Origin of the sequence: Streptomyces sp. M41, assembly GCF_043673425.1 — a bacterium.
In the GTDB taxonomy this organism is placed as follows: Bacteria; Actinomycetota; Actinomycetes; order Streptomycetales; family Streptomycetaceae; genus Streptomyces.
The window spans coordinates 76,773-98,046 of record NZ_JBIMKE010000001.1 but is presented as its reverse complement, the minus strand read 5'-3'; the positions used below and the strand labels follow the sequence as shown (position 1 = coordinate 98,046).

Here is a 21,274-nt window from a genome sequence, read left to right as displayed (position 1 = left end):
CCGTGACCGCGTACTCTCGCGCGGAGTACGCGGCTCCGGCCTGGTGAAGGGGGTGCCGGGGAGTCCAGATTGGGCGCATGACAGCTCCGTCCACCCGCCAGGACCCGGTTACCCTACGTGTGTTCACCTCTGTGCGGAGGTTCAGCGCCACCCCGCTGGGCGCCCGACTCGCACGGCGCCACGCCATAGAGCAGCTGCGCGCGTGGGACATCGAGCCCGGGTCCGGAACGGACCCCGAGGGGACGGTCGCCGCGATCGTCGGCGAGCTGGCAGCGAACGCCGTCACCCACGGGCGGGTACCCGGCCGGGACTTCGAACTGCGGCTGTCCCTCGTCACGGGGAGCGTGCGCGTCGAGGTCACCGACACCCGCTCCGGGAGCCGGCCCCCCGCTCCGGGTGCCGTGACAGCTCCCCCGCCGCTGGACGAGTGCGGACGCGGCCTGTTCCTCGTCGAGGCGCTGGCCGACAGGTGGGAGGTGCTGGAGCGGGAGCCGCTCGGCAAGACCGTTTGCGCGGAGGTCGATGTGCCGGGCTGGAGTTCACTGGTCGGGCGGGTGGCCGGGAAGGGGTGAGGCCCCGCCCCGGCCACCGCTCACTCCGCCGACCCGGCTCCCCGCCGCTTCCTGCGTACGGCGAACAGGCCGGCCGCGACCGCGACACCGGCGGCGACACCGGTGACCGCCACCCCGTCGCGGTCCAGGAAGCCGCCGGCCTCGTCACGTGCCTGCGCGGCAACGGGCGAGGGTGAGGGATTCGCCGGTTCCGGCAGCTCCCGTCCGGCGCACGCGGAGGGGGTCGCCGGGACCGCCGCGTTCTTCTTCACCTCGAAGTAGAACCGGTTGGTCTGCACGTCCCCGTCCGCCGCCAGTACCTCGTAGGTGAGGGTGTTGACGCCGACGGGCAGCCCCTTCACCGCCGCGCACACGGTGGCACCGGGTGCCACGACGGGCTCGCCGAGGGGCACCGTCCTGCCGTTCGGGCCGGTCAGGGAGACACTCGGCACGGTCCCGCCCAGCAGTTGTCCGAACTTCAGTGAGACGACCTCGGTGCCGGGCCCGACCTTGGAGCCGGGGGACGGGGTCGCGCTCAAAAGGGCGGTGTGGGCGTGGGCCGGTGCACCGCCGCCGGTGGCCAGCGCACACACGGCCGCGCACAGCACGGCCGGTGCCCTCAGCCCGCTCAGAACTCGAAGTCGGCGCATGCGATGCGGTTGTCCTGGGCTTCCGCGGGGTGGATCACGATGGCGCGCGCGTTCTCGCCGGTCTTGCGGTCGTTGTTGACCGTGGTCATCCCCATGCCCGTCTTGTCGGCCTTGAAGGCGAGATGCACTTCGTTGGGCGGCATCGTGGAGCCGCCCTTCTCGAACTGGAAGTGGTCACCGCCGTTCTCGGCCGAGCACTGCTGGGCATGCAGGTGCGACATGTAGGAGGCCCCGGGCTTCAGACCGGTCAGCTTCACGGTGACGGTCGTACCCTTCGCTCCCTGCGCGAGCCACGCCGTTCCCTTGACGTCGTCCAGTCCGGGGGGCCGGGTGTCCAGGAGCTTGAAGGAGCCCTCGACGAGCGTCGTGTCGGGCAACTCGTAGGCGGGTGTGGCGGACGGGTCGCCCATGTTCATCCCGTCCATGCCATCCATGTCGTCCATGGACTTCGAGGAGGACGGGGAGGCGGAGGACTTGGCGCCCGCGGCCTCGGCCGAGGAGGCGTCGTCGGAGTCGCCGCCGCAGCCCGACAGCAGAGCCGTCGTGGCGAGCAGGGCGGCACAGGCGAGGGCGGGACGCGTATGCGGGCGGCGCGGGCGCGGCGCGGGGACGGGGACGTGCGGCTGAGGGAGGCCGGGCGTGTGGTCGCGCTCGGTCATGCCGTATTCGGACATGCCGGACGCGGTTGTGTGGTCGTACATGAAAGGGAACTCCCGATCGTTACGCGGAGGCTGCTCCGCCGGGGCGGGCAGCATGGGCTGAGAGGATCCGGGCGGCGCGGGCGAACAGGCGTCCGGCCGTCTGCCCGCCTCCCCGCCACGTGGCGTCACGCGATCCGTGGGGTCCAGGAGAAGGGGAAGGGCGGGCCGGTTGACGAAGGATCAAGCGGTCGCGGTGGCCCTCGGCGGACCACTACGTGTCTCAGCCAGGCGGGGGCGGCCCGCCCCTGCCGCGCTCGGGCGGCGACGGCCTGTCGAGGGGCGGTCGCGTACCTCACCGTCGTACCGAACAGGACGCGCAGGGCGCGGACGAGGGGTGCGAACAGCCAGCCGGCCAGGGCAAGGCCGATCCTGTGGACCGCCGACTCTCCCTGCCACAGCCACAGCCCGCACACGACGGCGGCCAGCAAATGGCCCAGGAGCATCCCGGCGGACGCTCCGTGGTTCAGGACGGCGAGGCCTGAGGATCCGGGCTCCGCCATGGTCATGTGGGCCGTGGGGCTCGCGGACCCGCCGACAGCGTGGGCGTGGGAATGCGCCATGTCGTGCGCGCCCATGTGTGTCATGGGCGCCGCGGGTGAACGGGTCACCGCATGGGCGAGACCGAAGAACAGGTGCAGCAGCCCCTGCGCGAGAACGGTGGCTCCCACGACGGCCGGTGCCCCGCGCCCCTCCCACGTGAGCCACCACGCTCCCGCGAACGTCCCCCCGAACGCGAGACCCATGCTCCACCAGGGCGGCACGTCACCGGAGACCAGCGAGTGCCCCAGTCCGGTCGCCGTCAGGCACACCACGGCGAAGACGGCCGCGCGCGTCAGGCGCAGGATGTCGACGCCGCCGCCGGTGGGCATGGGGACTCCTCGGGACCAGTGAGCTTCCCCTTCCATACGGACGGCGAGCCCCCGGCGTTCAACTGGCCGCTACCGCTACTCCGCCACCGGATACGGCACGAACGTGCTGCTGTCCTGGTCGATCCGCAGTGTGCGGCCCAGTGGGGGTGTGGCGCGTTGCGGGCAGTCGAGGCGCTCGCAGACGCGGCAGCCCATGCCGATGGGGGTGGCGGCGGAGGGGCTGGTGAGGTCGAGGCCGTCGGAGTAGACGAGGCGGTGGGCGTGGCGGATCTCGCAGCCGAGGCCGATGGCGTACGTCTTGCCGGGCTCGCCCCAGCCGCCGCGGTGCCGGGTGATCGCGCGGGCGGTCCACAAGTAGCGCTGCCCGTCCGGCATTTCGGCGATCTGGACATGGATGCGGCCGGGCGCGGCGAACGCCTCGTAGACGTTCCAGAGGGGGCAGGTGCCGCCCGCCCGGGAGAAGTGGAACCCGGTCGCCGACTGCCGCTTGGACATGTTGCCGGCCCGGTCGACCCGGACGAAGGAGAAGGGGACGCCTCGCAGGCGCGGGCGCTGGAGGGTGCTGAGGCGGTGGCAGACGGTCTCGTAGCCGAGGCCGTAGCGGTCGGTGAGGCGCTCGATGTCGTAGCGGAACTCCTCGGCGGCCGCATGGAAAGCGGTGTACGGCAGGATCAGCGCGGCGGCGAAGTAGTTGGCGATGCCGATACGGGCCAGACCGTGGGCGGGCGTGCCGGGCTCGAAGTCCTCGGCGGCCTGGCTGCCGAGTTCGTCGGCGTACTCCAGCAGGGCCAGCTGAGTCGCCATGCGGAATGCCCGCTGGCCGGGGCGCAGGCGAGAGGACATGTGGAGGGTGCGGGTCGCGGCGTCGTAGTGGTGGAGGCGGTCGCCGGAGTCGGCGGACAGGCGGACGCCGTGCGCGTCGGCCAGTCTCGCCGTGAGGGCGCTGATGATCTCGCCCGGCCGGACACCGATCTCGTCGGCGAGGCGTTCGGCGGCGAGGTCGGTGTCGTGCAGGTAGTTCTGGCGGCGGTAGAAGAAGTCCCGGATCTCCTCATGGGGTGAGCGGGGTGATCCGGGTGCCTCGGCGGTGGCCTCACGGCCGTCGTCCGCTCCCGCGAGGCGCTCGGACAGGAGCTGGTTGCGACGGCCCAGGTCGAGCAGGACCTGCGCGACGGCGGGCATGCGCGAGGCCAGTTCCGCGAGGTCGGTGGGCGACACGCGGGACTCGGTGATCTCCCCCGCCAGCGCCTCGCGCAGGTCCGCCACGAGCCGGGTCGTGTCGCGCTCGGAGAAGAAGTTCGGGTCGACACCGAAGGTCTCCGTGAGCCGGAACAGCACCGGCACGGTCAGGGGACGGGAGTCGTGCTCCATCTGGTTCAGATAGCTCGGCGAGATCCCGAGGACGCGGGCCAGCTCCGCCTGGCTCATCCGGCGTTCCTCGCGCAGCCTGCGCAGCCGCGCGCCCGCATAGGTCTTGCTCACCCGCGCTCCTTCACGCTCCCCGCGCTCTCCTGGGGCCGCTCTCTCGTGCCCGCTCCCCGGTGGCGGTTTCGGCCAGCGTACGCGAGAACTCCCCACCGCGACCCTTCGCAAGGTTGGCAAAACGCGATCAGAAGATTCGCAAGACTTGGCAAGCATCCACGGTTGATGGCACTCAGTGCCAGTGCCAGAGTGTGAGTGCGGCCCGCCGGACCCGGCAGACACCGCCCGGAACCGGGGCGCGATTCATGCCCTGACGTCGGAGATCCCGGCAAACGGCGGCTACCTCTACCGGCAGCATTGCTCACCTTCCCCACTCGGGGTAACGGCGGGCCGCACCACAGAAACGACACGCAGTGCCACCCACCGCCGAGGGCGGTACGGCATTGGCATCCGCGACAGACCGAGGAGACGGTGACAGTCATGGCAGACGCGAGGACTCAGGCGGCCGAGGAGCTGGTTCAGCGCTGGGCCACCGACCCCCGGTGGAAGGGCATCGAGCGCACCTACAGCGCCGAGGACGTCGTCCGGCTCTCCGGCAGCGTCCGTGAGGAGCACACCCTGGCCCGGCGCGGGGCCGAGCGGCTGTGGCGCCAGCTGCACGAGCTCGACTACGTCCACGCGCTCGGCGCGCTGACTGGTGGCCAGGCGGTGCAGCAGGTCAAGGCCGGGCTCCAGGCGATCTACCTGTCCGGCTGGCAGGTCGCCGCCGACGCCAACCAGGCCGGGCACACCTACCCCGACCAGAGCCTGTACCCGGCCAACTCGGTGCCGCAGGTGGTGCGCCGGATCAACAACGCGCTGCTGCGCGCCGACCAGATCGCCACCGCCGAGAACGCGGGCGACACCACCGACTGGCTGGCGCCGATCGTCGCGGACGCCGAGGCCGGTTTCGGCGGCCCGCTCAACGCCTTCGAGCTGACCAAGGGCATGATCGCGGCCGGCGCGGCCGGCATCCACTACGAGGACCAGCTCGCCTCCGAGAAGAAGTGCGGCCACCTCGGCGGCAAGGTCCTCGTCCCGACCTCGCAGCACATCCGCACCCTCAACGCGGCCCGCCTCGCGGCCGACATTGCCGACACACCCACGGTGATCATCGCGCGTACCGACGCGCTGGCCGCCAACCTCATCACGAGCGACGTCGACGAGCGCGACGCCGAGTTCGTGACCGGCGAGCGCACGGCGGAGGGCTTCTACCGGGTGCAGAACGGCATGGCGCCGGTCATCGCCCGCGGCCTGGCCTACGCCCCGTACGCCGACCTGATCTGGGTCGAGACCGGCACCCCGGACCTCGCCCAGGCCCGCGAGTTCGCCGAGGCCATCCACGCCCAGTACCCGGACCAGATGCTGGCCTACAACTGCTCGCCTTCGTTCAACTGGAAGGCCGCGCTGGACGACGACCAGATCGCCAAGTTCCAGCGTGAACTGGGCGCCATGGGCTACAAGTTCCAGTTCATCACGCTGGCCGGCTTCCACTCCCTCAACCACGGCATGTTCGACCTGGCCCGCGGTTACGCCGATCACGGCATGACCGCCTACGTCGACCTGCAGGAGAAGGAGTTCGCCGCGCAGGCGCAGGGCTTCACCGCCGTCAAGCACCAGCGCGAGGTCGGCACCGGCTACTTCGACCTGGTCTCCACCGCCGTCAACCCCGCTTCCTCCACCACCGCGCTGGCCGGCTCCACGGAAGAAGAGCAGTTCCACTAGGCCGGTTCGTCGGCCGCGGGTGCGGCCGTACCTCGGCCGAACCGGCCGCCCGTGGCCGGGCATCCCGCGTTGCCCGGCCCCACCGGTCGAGCGGGGGGCCGAACGACCGTCTCCGTCCGCCCCTCCGCTCCCACCCTCGCTCCGTCCCTCAGGAGAGCCCGATGTCCACCACCGCACTGACCCACCGTGTCCGTGTCCTCGCCGCTCCCGGTCACCGGCACGACGAGATCCTCACGCCCGCCGCCCTCGACTTCGTCGGCCATCTGGCCGCCGCCTTCTCCGAGCGCCGCCGGGACCTCATGAAGGAGCGCCGCAGGCAGGTGCTGCGGCTGGCATCGGGCTCCCCGCTCGACTTCCCCATGGTCACCTCCGCCGTCCGCGCCGACCCGACCTGGCAGGTCGCGCCGCCCGCGCCCGGCCTGACCGACCGCCGCGTCGAGATCACCGGCCCCCCGGACCGCCGTATGGCCGTCAACGCGCTCAACTCCGGCGCCAAGGTCTGGATGGCGGACTTCGAGGACGCCACCGCCCCGCTCTGGGACAACGTCGTCGGCGGGCAGCTCACCCTGCTCGACACCATCGAGCGCCGGATCGACTTCACGTCCGCGGAAGGCAAGGAGTACCGGCTCGGCGAGAGCGACCAGCTCGCCACGATCATGGTGCGGCCGCGCGGCTGGCACCTCGACGAGGAGCACCTGGAGTTCGAGGGGGGCCCGGTTCCCGCCGCGCTGGTCGACTTCGGCCTGTACTTCTTCCACTGCGCCCAGCGGCAGATCGACGCCGGGTACGGCCCGTACTTCTACCTGCCGAAGCTGGAGAACCGCTACGAGGCCCGGCTGTGGAACGACATCTTCGTCCTGGCCCAGGAACTCCTCGGCATCGCGCGCGGCACGATCCGCGCCACCGTCCTGATCGAGACGCTCACTGCCGCTTTCGAGATGGAGGAGATCCTCTACGAGCTGCGTGAGCACAGCGCGGGTCTCAACGCGGGCCGTTGGGACTACCTGTTCAGCCTGATCAAGACCTTCGGTCACCGCACCGACTTCCTTCTCCCCGACCGGGCGAAGGTGACGATGACCGCCCCCTTCATGCGCGCCTACACCGAACTCCTGGTCCGCACCTGCCACAAGCGCGGCGCCCACGCCATCGGCAGCATGTCCGCCGAGGTGCCCGGCAAGGACCCGGCCGCCAACGAGGCGGCGCTCGCCAAGGTCCGCCTCGACAAGGAGCGCGAGGCCGAGGACGGTTTCGACGGGTCGTGGGTGGCCCACCCGGGCCTGGTGTCCGTCTGCCGTGAGGTGTTCGACGGGGTCCTCGCCGAGCGGCCGCACCAGCTCGACCGCACCCGCGACGACGTCGAGGTGACCGCGGCCGACCTGCTGTCCGTGCGACGGATCAGCGGACCGCCGACCGCCGAAGGCGTGCGCACCAACATCGCCGTCGCGCTGCGTTACTTCGCCGCCTGGCTGCGCGGCCAGGGCGCCGTGGCCCTGTACGACCTGATGGAGGACGCGGCCACCGCCGAGATCGCCCGCGTGCAGATCTGGCAGTGGCTGCGTCACCGGGTCATCGACCGGGAGACGGTACTGCGGCTGCTCGACGACGAGATCGTCGCGCTCGGCGCCGAGTACCCCTGGGCGCCCGTCGACGAGATCCGCGCCCTGTTCGAACGGACCGCGCTGGCGGGCGAGTTGCCGCTGTTCTTCACCCCGGACGCCTACAGCCGTCACCTGGTGAAGCGGGCGGAGGCCGGAGCATGAGCGGGAACATCACGCGCGTCGGCGTGGTCGGCGGCGGGCAGATGGGCGCCGGAATCGCCGAAGTGTGCGCACGGGCCGGACTCGACACCGTGGTCTGCGAAGTGGACGCGGTCGCGGCCCGCGCCGCCCGGGACCGGATCGCGGCGTCGCTGGAGCGCGCGGTGCGCCGCGGCAAACTGGAGGAGTCCGCCGCACAGGACACGCTCGCCCGCATGGTCTTCACCGGCAGCCTGGACGACCTCGCCGACCGGCAGCTCGTCGTCGAGGCCGTCATCGAGAACCCAGATGCGAAGGCCGAGATCTTCGCCGCCCTTGACAAGATCGTCGAGGCGGAGGACGCGATCCTGGCGACCAACACCTCCTCCCTGCCGATCATGCGGCTCGGCATGGCGACCAGCCGGGCGGACCGGGTCGTGGGGCTCCACTTCTTCAACCCGGTGCCGGTGCTGCCGCTGGTGGAGGTGGTGACCTCCCTGCACACGTCCCCGGAGACGGTCACCACCGTGCAGGACTTCGCCACCGGACTGCTCGGCAAGACAGTGATCCACTCCCGGGACCGGGCGGGATTCGTCGTCAACGCCCTGCTGATCCCGTACCTCCTGTCGGCGGTCCGGATGGCGGAGTCCGGCTTCGCCACCGCCGCCGATATCGACACGGGCATGGAGCTGGGCTGCGCCCACCCCATGGGCCCGCTGAAGCTCGCCGACCTCATCGGCCTGGACACCGTCGCCTCGATCGCCGAGTCCCTGTACGACGAGTTCCGTGAGCCGCTCTACGCCCCGCCGCCGCTGCTCCAGCGGATGGTGGAGGCGGGACTCCTCGGCCGGAAGACGGGCCGCGGGTTCCACACCTACGACCAGGACTGAGGGCCTGGTACGACGCGGGCTGAGGGGCCCGCGGGCCGCAGGGATGAGGGTCCCGCGCGGCGAGAACAGGGGAAGGGCGGGAAGCGCGAGTGCGGCGCTTCCCGCCCTCCTGCGTCCCGGCCTCCGCGTTCCCGCACCCCGTGTTCCCGTGACCCACCTCACACCATCCGGATAGTGGACGACCTGCTCTGCTCAGATGCGACACCCCGTAGGCTGGCCTGCGCAGCTGGTTCGCCCCGTCCGCCAGGCGGGATGCGTCGTAAGAGGGAACCCGGTGGGAATCCGGGACTGCCCCGCAGCGGTGAGCGGGAACGACCGCCGTCATACGCACTGGGTCCGACGTACCGGGCCTGGGAAGCGACGGCCAGTAGATGTCCTCCGTCACGGAGGGCGTGCCCGCGAGTCCGAAGACCTGCCAACTGCCCGTGCGCGGACCATTCCGTGCGCGGCATCCCGGTGACCTCGAGGGCGGGTCGGCGTACATACCAGACGGACGAACCGTGCCTTTGCCGCGCACGCTCCGGTCCGTCCGGTTTCGTCACCCCTTCGCGCTCTCGTCCCGTCGCCGGGATCTCAGGGATTCATCTCGCGAAGGAGATCTCCGTGACCAGCAAGCCCGCAGCCGCGGCAACACGGTCCACCGTGTACGGCTACCCCCGCCAGGGACAGAACCGGGAACTGAAGAAGGCGATCGAGGGCTACTGGAAGGGCCGCGTCACCGCGGACACCCTCCGCTCCACTGCCGCCGACCTGCGCCGTACCAACTGGCAGCAGCTGGCCGAGGCCGGCATCGACGAGGTCCCCACCGGTGACTTCTCGTACTACGACCACGTCCTGGACACCACCGTCATGGTCGGCGCGATCCCCGAGCGCCACCGGGACGCCGTCACGGCCGACACCCTCGACGGCTACTTCGCCATGGCGCGCGGCACCCAGGACGTGGCGCCGCTGGAGATGACCAAGTGGTTCGACACGAACTACCACTACCTGGTGCCGGAGCTGGGCCCGGACACCGTCTTCACGGCCGACTCGGCCAAGCAGGTCGCCGAACTCAAGGAAGCCCTCGCCCAGGGCCTGACCGCCCGCCCCGTCCTGGTCGGCCCGGTCACCTACCTGCTGCTCGCCAAGCCCGCCCCCGGCGTGGCCGCGGACTTCGAGCCGCTCACCCTGCTGGACCGCCTGCTGCCGGTGTACGCCGAGGTCCTCGCCGACCTGCGCGCCGCCGGCGCCGAATGGGTCCAGATCGACGAACCCGCCCTCGTCCAGGACCGCACCCCGGCCGAGCTGAACGCCGCCGAGCGCGCCTACCGTGATCTCGGCGCCCTCACCGACCGGCCGAAGCTGCTGGTCGCCTCGTACTTCGACCGGCTCGGCGACGCCCTGCCCGTCCTGGCCAAGGCACCGGTCGACGGCCTCGCCCTGGACTTCACCGAGTCCGCCGCCGCCAACCTCGACGCGCTCGCCGCCGTCGGCGGACTGCCCGGCAAGCGCCTGGTCGCCGGCGTGGTCAACGGCCGCAACATCTGGGTCAACGACCTCGAGAAGTCCCTCGCCACGCTCGGCACCCTGCTCGGGCTGGCCGACCGCGTCGACGTGTCGTCCTCCTGCTCCCTCCTCCACGTGCCGATCGACACGGCCCTGGAGCGGGACATCGAGCCGCAGATCCTGCGCTGGCTGGCCTTCGCCAAGCAGAAGACCGCCGAGATCGTCACCCTCGCCAAGGGCCTCGCCCAGGGCACGGGCGCGATCACCGCCGAACTCGCCGCCAACCGGGCCGACCTGGCCTCCCGCGCGGGCTCGCCGATCACCCACGACCCGGCCGTGCGCGCCCGTACCGCCGCCGTCACCGAGGCCGACGCCCGCCGCTCCCAGCCGTACGCCGAGCGGGCCACCGCCCAGCGCGCCCATCTCGGCCTTCCCCTGCTGCCGACCACCACCATCGGCTCCTTCCCGCAGACCGGCGAACTGCGCACCGCACGCGCCGACCTGCGCGGCGGGCGGACCGACACGGCCGGCTACGAGGAGCGCATCAAGGCCGAGATCCAGGAAGTCATCTCCTTCCAGGAGAAGACCGGGATCGACGTCCTCGTGCACGGCGAGCCCGAACGCAACGACATGGTCCAGTACTTCGCCGAGCAGCTCACCGGCTTCCTCGCCACCCAGCACGGCTGGGTCCAGTCCTACGGCACCCGCTACGTCCGTCCGCCGATCCTGGCCGGCGACATCTCCCGCCCCGAACCGATGACGGTGCGCTGGACGACGTACGCCCAGTCCCTCACCTCCCGCCCGGTCAAGGGCATGCTCACCGGACCGGTCACCATGCTCGCCTGGTCCTTCGTCCGCGACGACCAGCCCCTCGGCGACACCGCCCGCCAGGTCGCCCTCGCCCTGCGCGACGAGGTGAGCGACCTGGAGGCCGCCGGGACCTCGGTCATCCAGGTCGACGAACCCGCGCTGCGCGAGACCCTGCCCCTGCGCTCCGCCGACCACCCGGCCTACCTCGCGTGGGCGACCGAGGCGTTCCGGCTCAGCACCAGCTCTGTGCGGCCGGACACCCAGATCCACACCCACATGTGCTACGCCGAGTTCGGCGACATCGTCCAGGCCATCGACGACCTCGACGCCGACGTCATCAGCCTGGAGGCCGCCCGCTCCCACATGCAGGTCGCCCGCGAACTCGCCGCCCACGGCTACCCGCGCGAGGCGGGGCCGGGTGTCTACGACATCCACTCGCCGCGGGTGCCGAGCACCCAGGAGGCGGCGGAACTCCTGCGCACCGGACTGAAGGCCATCCCCGCCGAACGGCTCTGGGTCAACCCCGACTGCGGCCTGAAGACCCGCGGCTGGCCCGAGACCCGCGCCTCCCTGGAGAACCTGGTCGCCGCGGCCCGCACGGTGCGTGGCGAGCTGTCCGAGTCCTGATCCGCACATCCCGAGGGCCGGGGCGCCACAAGCGCCTCGGCCCCGACGAGCAGTACCGCCACGGCCACAAGCACAAGGGGGTTCATCGGTGAGGCACAAAGCGCGAGAGGTCATGGTGGACGGCCGGCCCATGGTCGCCGTGTCGGCGAAGGACTTCGAGAGCCTGCTCGCCATGCGCAGACAACTCGGCAGCCAGACCGCCAAGATGCGCGCGCTGCGCGACGCGCTCGTCGACATGACCGAGTTCCTCGATGGTCTCGCCGCGGAACTCGACGGCGAATCCCCAGCCGAACCGCACGATGCCTTCCCGCCCCTCGGTCCTCGGCACCGCCAGGCGGCGCTCGTGGCCGAGATACGGCGACGGGCCCATCGGGTACGGGCCGTCACCGGCGCGGGACGCGCCTCGGACCCTCGTCGCCCCCGCACCCCAAGGCCGACTTAGGTATACCTAACTTCACTCGCCAACACAACATCTGGGGGTGGCTGGACTCAGCTCGTTCTAGATGTAGTGTTGATCGTGCTGGTGGTTCGCCAGGCACCTCTGTGTCGGCGAGGCAAGAGGGAACCCGGTGGAAATCCGGGACTGCCCCGCAGCGGTGAGCGGGAACGACCGCCGTCATACGCACTGGGCCCGACGTACCGGGTCTGGGAAGCGACGGCCAGTAGGTGTCCTCCGGTCAGGAGGGTGGGCCCGTGAGTCCGAAGACCTGCCACCGGTGCGTACGCCGACGACACGGCGCACGCGCTCCGAGGCCCCGAGGGAGGGCCACGTGGCAGTCGCACGGCCCCGGGTCAGGCGTGGCGTACAGGTTTCCGCCGCCGCCCGGCTGTTCGCCGTACGCGCCGCGACGCTCCTCCCCTCCCGGTCCTCGGACGGACGACACGGGAACGAGCGAGAGGAGGCGGTGGTCGATGAGTGGTCTCGTGTACTTCTCCAGCGTCTCGGAGAACACCAAGCGCTTCGTGGAGAGGCTGGGCCTGCCCGCCACGCGGATCCCCCTGCACCCGCACCGCGACGGCATGCCCCAGGTCACCGACCCGTATGTGCTGATCGTGCCGACCTACGGCGGCGGCGAGCGCGCGGGTGCGGTCCCCAGGCAGGTGGTCCGCTTCCTGAACGTCGAGGCCAACCGGGCGTTGCTGCGCGGGGTGATCGCCTCGGGCAACACCAACTTCGGTGCGGACTACTGCCTTGCCGGGCGGGTCATCTCGGCCAAGTGCCGGGTCCCCGAGCTGTACCGATTCGAACTGCTGGGCACGGACCGCGACGTCCGCGCCGTGAGGGAAGGACTTCAGAGGTTTTGGACACGACGCTCCTCGGCAGCGGCGTGATCACCGCGCAGCGCGAGTCGGTCGGCACGCGCAAGGACTACCACGCGCTGAACGCCCTGCTGAACATGTACGACTGCGACGGCCACATCCAGTTCGACAAGGACCGCGAGGCCGTACGCCAGTACTTCCTCCAGCATGTGAACCCGAACACGGTGGAGTTCGGGTCACTGAAGGAGAAGATCGACTATCTGATCGAGAACGACTACTACGAGGAAGCCCCGATCCGGGCCTATGCCTGGGAGTTCGTGGAGAGCCTCCACCAGCAGGCGTACGCCCACAAGCACCGCTTCCGCACCTTCCTCGGCGCGTTCAAGTACTACACCTCGTACACGCTGAAGACCTTCGACGGCTCCCACTACCTGGAGCGCTACGAGGACCGGGTCGTCGCCACCGCCCTGTATCTCGGCGCCGGTGACGAGCAGTTGGCCTCCCGGCTGGTCGACGAGATGATGACCGGCCGCTTCCAGCCCGCCACCCCCACCTTCCTGAACGCCGGCAAGGCCCAGCGCGGCGAGCTCGTCTCCTGCTTCCTCCTCCGTGTCGAGGACAACCTGGAGTCCATCGGACGCGGCATCAACTCCGCGCTCCAGCTCAGCAAGCGCGGCGGTGGAGTCGCCCTGCTCCTGACGAACCTGCGCGAACAGGGCGCCCCGATCAAGAAGATCGAGAATCAGTCCTCGGGCGTCGTCCCGGTGATGAAGCTCCTTGAGGACTCCTTCTCGTACGCCAACCAGCTAGGCGCACGCCAGGGCGCGGGCGCGGTGTACCTGCACGCGCACCACCCGGACATCATGCGGTTCCTGGACACCAAGCGGGAGAACGCGGACGAGAAGATCCGCATCAAGACCCTCTCCCTGGGTGTCGTCGTCCCGGACATCACCTTCGAACTCGCCAAGCGCAACGAGGACATGCACCTGTTCTCGCCCTACGACGTCGAGCGCGAGTACGGCAAGCCGCTGTCCGACCTCTCCGTCAGCGAGCACTACGACGACCTGGTCGCCAACCCTCGCATCCGCAAGACCACGCTCAGCGCCCGCGAGTTCTTCAAGACGATCGCGGAGTTGCAGTTCGAGTCGGGGTACCCGTATCTGCTGTTCGAGGACACGGTGAACCGGGCCAACCCGATCCCGGGCTGGATCAACATGTCCAACCTGTGCTCGGAGATCCTTCAGGTCAACACGCCCAGCACCTACGACGCCTCGCTCGGCTACGAGACCGTCGGCAAGGACATCTCCTGCAACCTGGGCTCGCTGAACATCGCCGCCGCGATGGCCTCCCCCGACTTCGGCGCGACCGTCGAGACGTCGGTGCGGGGCCTGACATCCGTCTCCGACCAGTCGGACATCGACGCGGTCCCGTCCGTGGCACACGGCAACCGGCTGACGCACTCCATCGGCCTCGGCCAGATGAACCTGCACGGCTACCTCGCCTCGCAGCGCATCCACTACGGCAGCGAAGAGGGCGTCGACTTTACCGACATGTACTTCTACGCGGTCGCCTATCACGCGCTGCGTGCCTCGAACCGGATCGCGATCGAGCGCGGCACGGCCTTCGACGGGTTCGAGACCACGGCGTATGCCGACGGCTCGTACTTCGACAAGTACACCGAGCAGGCGTGGGAGCCGGCCACCGAGCGGGTGCGGGAGGTTTTCGCCGACGCGGGTATCCGCATCCCCACGCAGGACGACTGGCGTGAGTTGAAGCGGTCCGTCCAGGAGCACGGCATCTACAACCAGTACCTCCAGGCCGTGCCGCCCACGGGTTCCATCAGCTACATCAACGACTCGACCGCCTCCATCCACCCGATCGCCGCCAAGGTGGAGATCCGCAAGGAGGGCAAGCTCGGCCGCGTCTACTACCCGGCGCCGCACATGGACAACGACAACCTGGAGTACTTCCAGGACGCGTACGAGATCGGCTACGAGAAGATCATCGACACGTACGCGGCGGCCACCCAGCACGTCGACCAGGGCCTGAGCTGCACCCTCTTCTTCCGCGACACGGCCACCACCCGCGACCTGAACCGGGCGCAGATCCACGCCTGGCGCAAGGGCATCAAGACCCTCTACTACATCCGGCTGCGCCAGGAGGCCCTGGAGGGCACCGAGATCGAGAACTGCCTGTCCTGCACCCTGTGACGCCCTCCGCCCCACCGCACGCGAAAGCACCGACGATGACCACCACCCCGGCACCACTGACCGAACTGTCGGTCACACCCCCGTCCTACCGCCACGACCCCGCCGCCCGCCTGCGCCCGGTCAACTGGAACCGCGTCACCGACGAGAAGGACCTGGAGGTGTGGAACCGGCTCACCGCCAACTTCTGGCTGCCCGAGAAGGTTCCGCTCTCCAATGACGTGAACGCCTGGCAGCAGCGGCTCACCGCCGCGGAACGCACGCTCACCATGCGGGTGTTCACCGGTCTGACCATGCTCGACACCGTGCAGGCCACGGTCGGCGAGATCGTGCAGATCCAGGACGCGCGCACCGAGCACGAGGAGGCCGTCTACACCAACATCGCCTTCATGCAGGCCGTGCACGCCCGCAGCTACTCGTCCGTCTTCTCCACCCTCTCCAACACCCCGGAGATCGACGACGCCTACCGCTGGGCCGTGGACAACGACGTCCTCCAGCAGCGCTGCAAGACGGTTCTGAAGTACTACTACGGCGACGACCCGCTGAAGCGGAAGGTCGCCTCCACCCTGCTGTCGTCGCTGCTGCTGTACGCGGGCTTCTACCTCCCGCTGCACTTCTCCACCCACGCCCTGCTCACCAACACCGCCGACATGATCCGCCTGATCCTGCGCGACAAGGCGGTGCACGGCTACTACTCCGGCTACAAGTACCAGCGCGGCCTGGAGAATCGGTCGACGGCCGAGCAGGAGGAGATGCGCGAGTTCACGCACGCACTGCTGGAGGAGCTGTACCAGCTGGAGCTCCAGTACTCGGGCGAGCTGTACGAGCCGCTCGGGCTGATGGACGACGTGGCCGTATTCGTCCGCTACAACGCCAACAAGGCACTGATGAACCTCGGTTACCCGGCTCGCTTCGGGGCGGACGAGACCGAGGTCAACCCGGAGATCCTCGCGGCGCTGTCGCCCGGCGCCGACGAGAACCACGACTTCTTCTCCGGGTCCGGCTCCTCCTACGTCATGGGCAAGGCGGAGGACACCGCCGACGACGACTGGGACTTCTGAGAGGCACTGCCATGACCTCCTCCTACGGCCCCTGTGTGCTGCTCAAGCACGGTGAGATCTTCCTCAAGGGACACAACCGCCACCGCTTCACCGAGCGGCTGCACGACAACCTGCGCGTCGCGCTGCGCGGGATCGGCGGCTCGACGTGGATCAAGACCGCCCAGAACGTCACCGTCCTGGGCGGACAGGTCCCGCAGGAAGCGCTGGTGGAGCGGGCGCGCAGGGTGATCGGCTTCAACTCCGTCGAGCCGGCCGTGCGGGTGCCGAGCACTCTGGAGGAGATCACCCGGGCAGCTGTCGAGGCGCTGGGCGGGCAGCGGCCGGGCAGCGGGTTCGCCGTACGGGTGAAGCGGCGGGACAAGCAGTTCCCGCTGACCTCGTCCCGGGTGGCGGGGCACGTGGGAGCCCGGGTCCTGGAGGAGGTTCCCGAACTGCGCGTCGATCTCACCCGGCCCGACATCGTGCTGGCCATCGAGATCGACCGCAAGGAGACGTACCTCTCCTGGACCCGGCACCCCGGCTTGAGCGGCCTGCCCGTCGGTTCAAGCGGACGCGCCCTGGTGCTGCTGTCCGGCGGATTCGATTCCCCGGTGGCCGCCCACCGGGCCATGAGGCGTGGCCTGACCTGCGAGTTCGTCCACTTCAGCGGGGCTCCCTACACAAACCCGGCGTCCGTCTACAAGGCGTACGCCCTCGCCCGGGAGCTCAACCGCCACCAGCCGCCCGGCCGGCTGCACGTCATCGCGCTGGGCAAGGCCCAGAAGCAGCTGGCCGTGGCCGGTGCGGGCCGACTCCAGGTCGTCGCCCAGCGGCGGCTGATGGTGCGCGCCGCCTCGGAGCTGGCCGCCCGTACCGGGGCGCAGGCCCTGGTGACGGGCGACAGCCTGGGGCAGGTGGCGAGCCAGACGCTGGCCAACATGGTCGCTGTGGACGAGGCGTCGACCCTGCCTATCCTGCGTCCGCTGATCGGCTGGGAGAAACAGGAGATCATCGACGAGGCCCGGTCCATCGGCACGGCCGACATCTCGGTCCTGCCCGACGAGGACTGCTGCCAGCTCCTCGCCCCGCCCCGGGCCACCACCCGGGCCGAACTGCCGCGGCTTCGGGCGGTGGAGAGGCGCCTCGACCTCGACGAGGTCACCGAGGCCCTGCTCGACAACGTCCGGGTGATGGTGCCCGGCGATGACACCGCCCCTGAGGAAGAAAGCGCGACTTGCCGGCATCCGGAGGTGGCCCGATAGCAGAATCACTCCGCGAGGAAAGCACGACAAGGTCGGGTTCTCAATTCCTTGGAGACCCGCTCCTCAGGCATTTCCGCGGCACCACCGGGCCGGTATCAGCAGGTGGACAACCCGTTCTGCCGCCGCCCCCGTACCAATACCCTTCCCATATGGCTCTCGGTATCCCCAGCAAAAGGACAGACAGCGCGGTCTCCATTCGCGATCTACTCGCGCGCGGAGGCCGCTCCTACTCCTTCGAATTCATGCCGCCGCGCAGTGCGGCGGCCGAAGCCGGACTCTGGAACGCGATCCGCCGGCTGGAGAGCCTGTCCCCCACTTTCGTCTCGGTGACCTACGGTGCCGGTGGGTCGACGCGGGGCCGGACCGTCAACGTCACAGGGCGGATCGCTCAGGAGACCACGCTCACTCCGGTCGCCCATCTCACCGCGGTCGACCACAGCGTCGCCGAACTGCGCAACATTCTCGGCCATTACGCCGACCAGGGCGTTCGCAACATTCTCGCCCTGCGCGGAGACCCGCCCGGCGATCCGCTCGGCCCCTGGACCAAGCATCCGGAAGGCGTCCGGTTCGCCGCCGAACTCGTCAGCCTGATCAAGGAGTCCGGGAATTTCTGCGTCGGCGTCGCCGCCTTCCCCGAGATGCACCCGCGCTCCTCCGACTGGGACAGCGACATCCGCCACTTCGTCGAAAAGTGCAGGGCCGGCGCCGACTACGCCATCACCCAGATGTTTTTCGACGTCGATGGCTATCTGCGTTTCCGTGACCGCGTGACGGCAGCCGGCTGTGAGACACCGATCATCCCGGAGATCATGCCGGTCACCACCATCCGCTCGCTGCAACGCATTCCCACCCTCTCCACCGCGGCCTTCCCGGCGGAGCTGGCAGAGAAGATGCTTGCCGCACAGGAGGACCCCAGATCGGTCAGGGCGCTGGGAATTAACCATGCCACCGAGATGTGCCGCCGTCTGCTCGCCGAAGAAGCTCCCGGACTGCACTTCATGACGATGAATTTCTCCACAGTGACGACAGAGATCTATCAGAAACTTGGGCTCCATGAATGAACACGTCCCAAACTCGCCCGTGGGAATCCGTCGGCCGTCACTGGTCGGGATCGTCAACATCACCACGGATTCGTTCTCGGACGGAAACAGGTTCCTCACCACCCAGGCCGCGGTGGCGCACGCGCACCGGCTGCGCTCGGACGGCGCCGACGTCATCGAACTCGGGCCTGCTGCGAGCCACCCGGGAGCCGAGAAGGTGACGGAGGCCGAGGAGATCCGACGGCTGGCCGACGTCATCGATCAACTCGTCGACGAGGGCGTCCCGGTGTCGGTCGACTCGTACCAGCCCGGGACTCAGCGCTTCGCCACCGCACACGGCGCCAGCTATCTCAACGACATCCAGGGCTTCGGCGATCCGTCCCTGTACGAGGAACTCGCCGCCACCGGCTGCCGGTTCATCGTCATGCATTCCGTACAGCGTCACGGCCCCGCCACCGAGGTACGGACCGATCCCGACGAGGTGTGCAGGGGAATCGAGGAGTTCTTCACCGACCGCCTGGCGGCGCTTGAGGCAGCCGGCATCGGCCACGACCGGCTGGTCATCGATCCGGGACTGGGCTTCTTCCTCGGCAGCGATCCCGAGCCGTCGCTGCGGACCCTGGCCGGGCTCGAACGGCTCAAGGCCCGCTTCGACGTGCCGGTGCTGATCTCCCCCTCCCGGAAGTCGTTCCTGCGGACGATCACCGGGAGGGCTGTCTCCGGGATCGGGGCGGCGACCCTGGCGGCGGAACTGTTCGCCGCGCGCAGTGGCGCTGACTACATACGCACGCACGATGTAGCCGCCCTCCGTGACGCGCTCACAGTGTTCGAGGCACTGGAGTCGGCCAAGGAGGGCGGCTGGTGACCGGTCCTGAGTGCTGTGGTCCTGAGTGCTACGGGGCCGTCGGCACCGCCCGCTGCCCCGGCCCCGCGTAGGAGGCGAGGGGCCGGATCAGCGCGTTGTGGGCGAGCTGTTCGGTGATGTGGGCGGTCCAGCCGGTGATGCGACTCATCACGAAAATCGGGGTGAAGACCGGGATGTCGAAGCCCATCAGGTGGTACGCGAGGCCGGCCGGGTAGTCCAGGTTGGGGTGGATGCCCTTGCGGGTGAGCATGGCGTGCCGCAGGGCCGCGTGCAGGGTCGCCTGCCGGGTGACCTCGGGGTCGGCGGCGCGGGCGACCAAGCGGTCGAGGGCGTCCTGCATGATCGGGACGCGGGAGTCGCCGTGCTTGTAGACACGGTGACCGAAGCCCATGATCTTGCGCTTGGACGCCAGCGCCTCGTCCAGCCACGTCTCGGCCCGCTGCGGATCGCCGATCTCCAGCAGCATGTGCATCACGGCCTCGTTGGCGCCGCCGTGCAGGGGGCCCTTGAGGGCGCCGATGGCTGCGGTGACCGCGCTGTAGAGGTCGGAGAGGGTGGAGGTGACCACGCGTGCGGTGAACGTCGAGGCGTTGAAGCTGTGTTCGGCGTACAGCGTGAGGGAGATCTCGAAGCAGCGGACCACATCGGGGTCGGGCACGCTGCCGAAGGTCATGTGGAAGAAGTTCTCGGCGTAGCCGAGGTCGGGGTTCGGGGGGATCGGGTCGAGGCCGCGGCGGCGGCGCTGGTCGGCGGCCACCACGGTGGGCAGCTTCGCCAGCAGGTTCAGGGACTTGGCGCGGTTGGCGGCGAGGCTGCCGTCGTCCTCGGTGGGGTCCTCGGCTCCGAAGAAGCTGACGGCGGTGCGCAGGACGTCCATCGGGTGGCAGGTCTCGGGCAGCCGGTGCAGCAGCTCGGAGGTGGTGCGGTCCAGGGGGCGCAGCGCGCGTTCGCGGGCCTGGAAGTCCGTCAGTTGGCGCGGGTCGGGGAGTTCGCCGTACCAGAGCAGGTACGCGACCTCCTCGAAGGAGCGGTGGGCGGCCAGGTCCTGGACCGGATAGCCGCGATACGTGAGGGAGTTGGTCTCCTGGATGACGGTGGAGATCTCCGTGGTGTCGGCGACGACACCGGCGAGACCGCGATGGATCTCGGGCGCGGTGGTGGACATGAGTGGATGCCTTTCCGGTGCGTCAGGTGCCGGGCGGGAGGGTGAAGTCGAAGACGGACGAGTCGAAGGCCGAGTACTCGTCGTAGCCGAGGAGTTCGTAGAGGCGGGAGCGCGTCTGCATGCGCGGCAGCAGGGACTCCTGGGTGCCCTCGGCGGCGATCGTGCGCAGGCCGTCCTCGACCGCGCCCATGGCGATGCGCAGCAAGGTCACCGGGTAGAGCGCGATGTTGTAGCCGAGGTTCTCCAGCGTGCGGACGTCCAGGAGCGGGGTCTTGCCGAACTCGGTCAGGTTGGCGAGCAGCGGCACGTCCACTGCCTTGCGGAACGCCTCGTACTCGGAGACGTCGGCGAGGGCCTCGGGGAAAATCGCGTCGGCGCCCGCGTCGACGTACGCCTTGGCTCGTTCGATCGCCGCGTCCAGGCCCTCCACCGAGCGGGCGTCGGTGCGGGCCATGAGCAGGAAGTCCGGGTCGCGGCGGGCGTCGACGGCGCCCTTGATCCGGCGGACCATCTCCTCGCTGGGGGTGATGGTCTTGCCGTCGAGGTGGCCGCAGCGCTTGGGGTTGACCTGGTCCTCGAGGTGGAGGCCGGCGAGGCCCGCGTCCTCCAGGAGCTGGACCGTGCGGGCGGCGTTCATCGGCTCGCCGAAGCCGGTGTCGGCGTCGATGAGGACGGGCAGGTCGGTGACCCTGGTCGTCTGCTGGGCGCGTGCGGCGATCTCGGTGGAGGTCGTCAGGCCGATGTCGGGCAGGCCCAGGTCGGCGGCGAGGACGGCGCCGGAGAGGTAGACGGCGTCGAAGCCGGTGTCCTGGATGAGGCGGGCGGAGAGCGGGTTGATCGCGCCGGGGACGCGCAGCAGCCGGCCGGAGGCGAGCTGTTCGCGGAAGGCGCGGCGGCGGTCGGCGGACGTGGTGCGGGTGTGCAGCAGCA

18 protein-coding genes and 2 riboswitches are annotated in these 21,274 nt (G+C 69.8%); of the genes, 12 read left to right on the top strand and 6 right to left on the bottom strand.

Features of this window, described 5'->3' with window-relative positions; all coding sequences use genetic code 11:
* Positions 1–77 precede the first annotated feature (77 nt).
* Entirely contained in the window at positions 78–572 is a 495-nt protein-coding gene (locus ACHBTE_RS00435) for an ATP-binding protein (RefSeq protein ID WP_394721198.1), read from the top strand.
* A gap of 20 nt (positions 573–592) precedes the next feature.
* On the opposite strand, the gene ACHBTE_RS00430 is transcribed toward ACHBTE_RS00435, so the two are convergent.
* The 4 genes from ACHBTE_RS00430 to ACHBTE_RS00415 all read right to left on the bottom strand — a co-directional run bounded on the left by ACHBTE_RS00430 (position 593) and on the right by ACHBTE_RS00415 (position 4,253).
* Positions 593–1,201 carry a copper resistance protein CopC gene (locus tag ACHBTE_RS00430; protein ID WP_394721197.1) on the bottom strand — a complete coding sequence of 203 codons (609 nt, stop codon included), beginning with the start codon at positions 1,199–1,201 and terminating at the stop codon, positions 593–595.
* Positions 1,180–1,902 (bottom strand): superoxide dismutase family protein, encoded by a 723-nt coding sequence (locus ACHBTE_RS00425; protein WP_394721196.1) that lies wholly within the window; start codon positions 1,900–1,902, stop codon positions 1,180–1,182. The genes ACHBTE_RS00430 and ACHBTE_RS00425 overlap by 22 nt, the downstream gene beginning before the upstream one ends.
* Positions 1,903–2,027: 125 nt before the next feature.
* Positions 2,028–2,771, bottom strand: a complete 744-nt coding sequence (locus ACHBTE_RS00420) for a hypothetical protein (protein WP_394721195.1) — start codon at positions 2,769–2,771, stop codon at positions 2,028–2,030.
* A 75-nt stretch (positions 2,772–2,846) separates the two neighbouring features.
* The gene (locus ACHBTE_RS00415) at positions 2,847–4,253 is read right to left on the bottom strand and encodes a short-chain fatty acyl-CoA regulator family protein (RefSeq protein WP_394721194.1); all 1,407 of its coding nucleotides are present in this window, start codon (positions 4,251–4,253) and stop codon (positions 2,847–2,849) included.
* 420 nt (positions 4,254–4,673) lie between these two features.
* Here ACHBTE_RS00415 and aceA point away from each other — a divergent pair, with 420 nt between their 5' ends.
* The 11 genes from aceA to folP all read left to right on the top strand — a co-directional run bounded on the left by aceA (position 4,674) and on the right by folP (position 19,179).
* Positions 4,674–5,957 (top strand): isocitrate lyase, encoded by a 1,284-nt coding sequence (aceA, locus tag ACHBTE_RS00410; protein ID WP_394721193.1) that lies wholly within the window; start codon positions 4,674–4,676, stop codon positions 5,955–5,957.
* 161 nt (positions 5,958–6,118) lie between these two features.
* On the top strand, positions 6,119–7,717 hold the full coding sequence (gene aceB, locus ACHBTE_RS00405) for a malate synthase A (protein ID WP_394721192.1): 1,599 nt from the start codon (positions 6,119–6,121) through the stop codon (positions 7,715–7,717).
* A complete protein-coding gene (locus ACHBTE_RS00400; protein WP_394721191.1) occupies positions 7,714–8,583 on the top strand; it encodes a 3-hydroxybutyryl-CoA dehydrogenase in 870 nt (289 codons plus the stop codon). Before aceB ends, ACHBTE_RS00400 begins: the two co-directional genes overlap by 4 nt.
* A 210-nt stretch (positions 8,584–8,793) precedes the next feature.
* Positions 8,794–9,018: riboswitch (cobalamin riboswitch) on the top strand.
* A gap of 168 nt (positions 9,019–9,186) precedes the next feature.
* Positions 9,187–11,505: a 5-methyltetrahydropteroyltriglutamate--homocysteine S-methyltransferase gene (gene metE / locus ACHBTE_RS00395; protein ID WP_394721190.1), complete on the top strand. Its 2,319-nt coding sequence runs from the start codon at positions 9,187–9,189 to the stop codon at positions 11,503–11,505.
* 88 nt (positions 11,506–11,593) lie between these two features.
* The gene (locus ACHBTE_RS00390; protein ID WP_394721189.1) at positions 11,594–11,947 is read left to right on the top strand and encodes a hypothetical protein; all 354 of its coding nucleotides are present in this window, start codon (positions 11,594–11,596) and stop codon (positions 11,945–11,947) included.
* Between the two features lie 65 nt (positions 11,948–12,012).
* A riboswitch (cobalamin riboswitch) is annotated at positions 12,013–12,235 on the top strand.
* Between the two features lie 182 nt (positions 12,236–12,417).
* Positions 12,418–12,837 carry a class Ib ribonucleoside-diphosphate reductase assembly flavoprotein NrdI gene (gene nrdI / locus ACHBTE_RS00385; RefSeq protein ID WP_394721188.1) on the top strand — a complete coding sequence of 140 codons (420 nt, stop codon included), beginning with the start codon at positions 12,418–12,420 and terminating at the stop codon, positions 12,835–12,837.
* Complete coding sequence (gene nrdE / locus ACHBTE_RS00380; protein ID WP_394721576.1) at positions 12,834–14,975, top strand: class 1b ribonucleoside-diphosphate reductase subunit alpha; 2,142 nt, start codon at positions 12,834–12,836, stop codon at positions 14,973–14,975. The genes nrdI and nrdE overlap by 4 nt, the downstream gene beginning before the upstream one ends.
* A gap of 35 nt (positions 14,976–15,010) precedes the next feature.
* Positions 15,011–16,033, top strand: coding sequence for a class 1b ribonucleoside-diphosphate reductase subunit beta (nrdF, locus tag ACHBTE_RS00375; protein ID WP_394721187.1), 1,023 nt, complete (start codon positions 15,011–15,013; stop codon positions 16,031–16,033).
* A gap of 11 nt (positions 16,034–16,044) precedes the next feature.
* Positions 16,045–17,274 (top strand): tRNA uracil 4-sulfurtransferase ThiI, encoded by a 1,230-nt coding sequence (thiI, locus tag ACHBTE_RS00370; protein ID WP_394721186.1) that lies wholly within the window; start codon positions 16,045–16,047, stop codon positions 17,272–17,274.
* Between the two features lie 149 nt (positions 17,275–17,423).
* A complete protein-coding gene (gene metF / locus ACHBTE_RS00365; protein ID WP_394721185.1) occupies positions 17,424–18,335 on the top strand; it encodes a methylenetetrahydrofolate reductase [NAD(P)H] in 912 nt (303 codons plus the stop codon).
* A gap of 25 nt (positions 18,336–18,360) precedes the next feature.
* Positions 18,361–19,179 carry a dihydropteroate synthase gene (folP, locus tag ACHBTE_RS00360; RefSeq protein WP_394721575.1) on the top strand — a complete coding sequence of 273 codons (819 nt, stop codon included), beginning with the start codon at positions 18,361–18,363 and terminating at the stop codon, positions 19,177–19,179.
* Between the two features lie 28 nt (positions 19,180–19,207).
* Here folP and ACHBTE_RS00355 read toward each other — a convergent pair whose 3' ends face one another.
* Positions 19,208–20,344, bottom strand: a complete 1,137-nt coding sequence (locus tag ACHBTE_RS00355; RefSeq protein ID WP_394721184.1) for a bifunctional 2-methylcitrate synthase/citrate synthase — start codon at positions 20,342–20,344, stop codon at positions 19,208–19,210.
* A 22-nt stretch (positions 20,345–20,366) separates the two neighbouring features.
* Positions 20,367–21,272 (bottom strand): methylisocitrate lyase, encoded by a 906-nt coding sequence (gene prpB, locus ACHBTE_RS00350; protein WP_394721574.1) that lies wholly within the window; start codon positions 21,270–21,272, stop codon positions 20,367–20,369.
* Between the last annotated feature and the right edge of the window lie 2 nt (positions 21,273–21,274).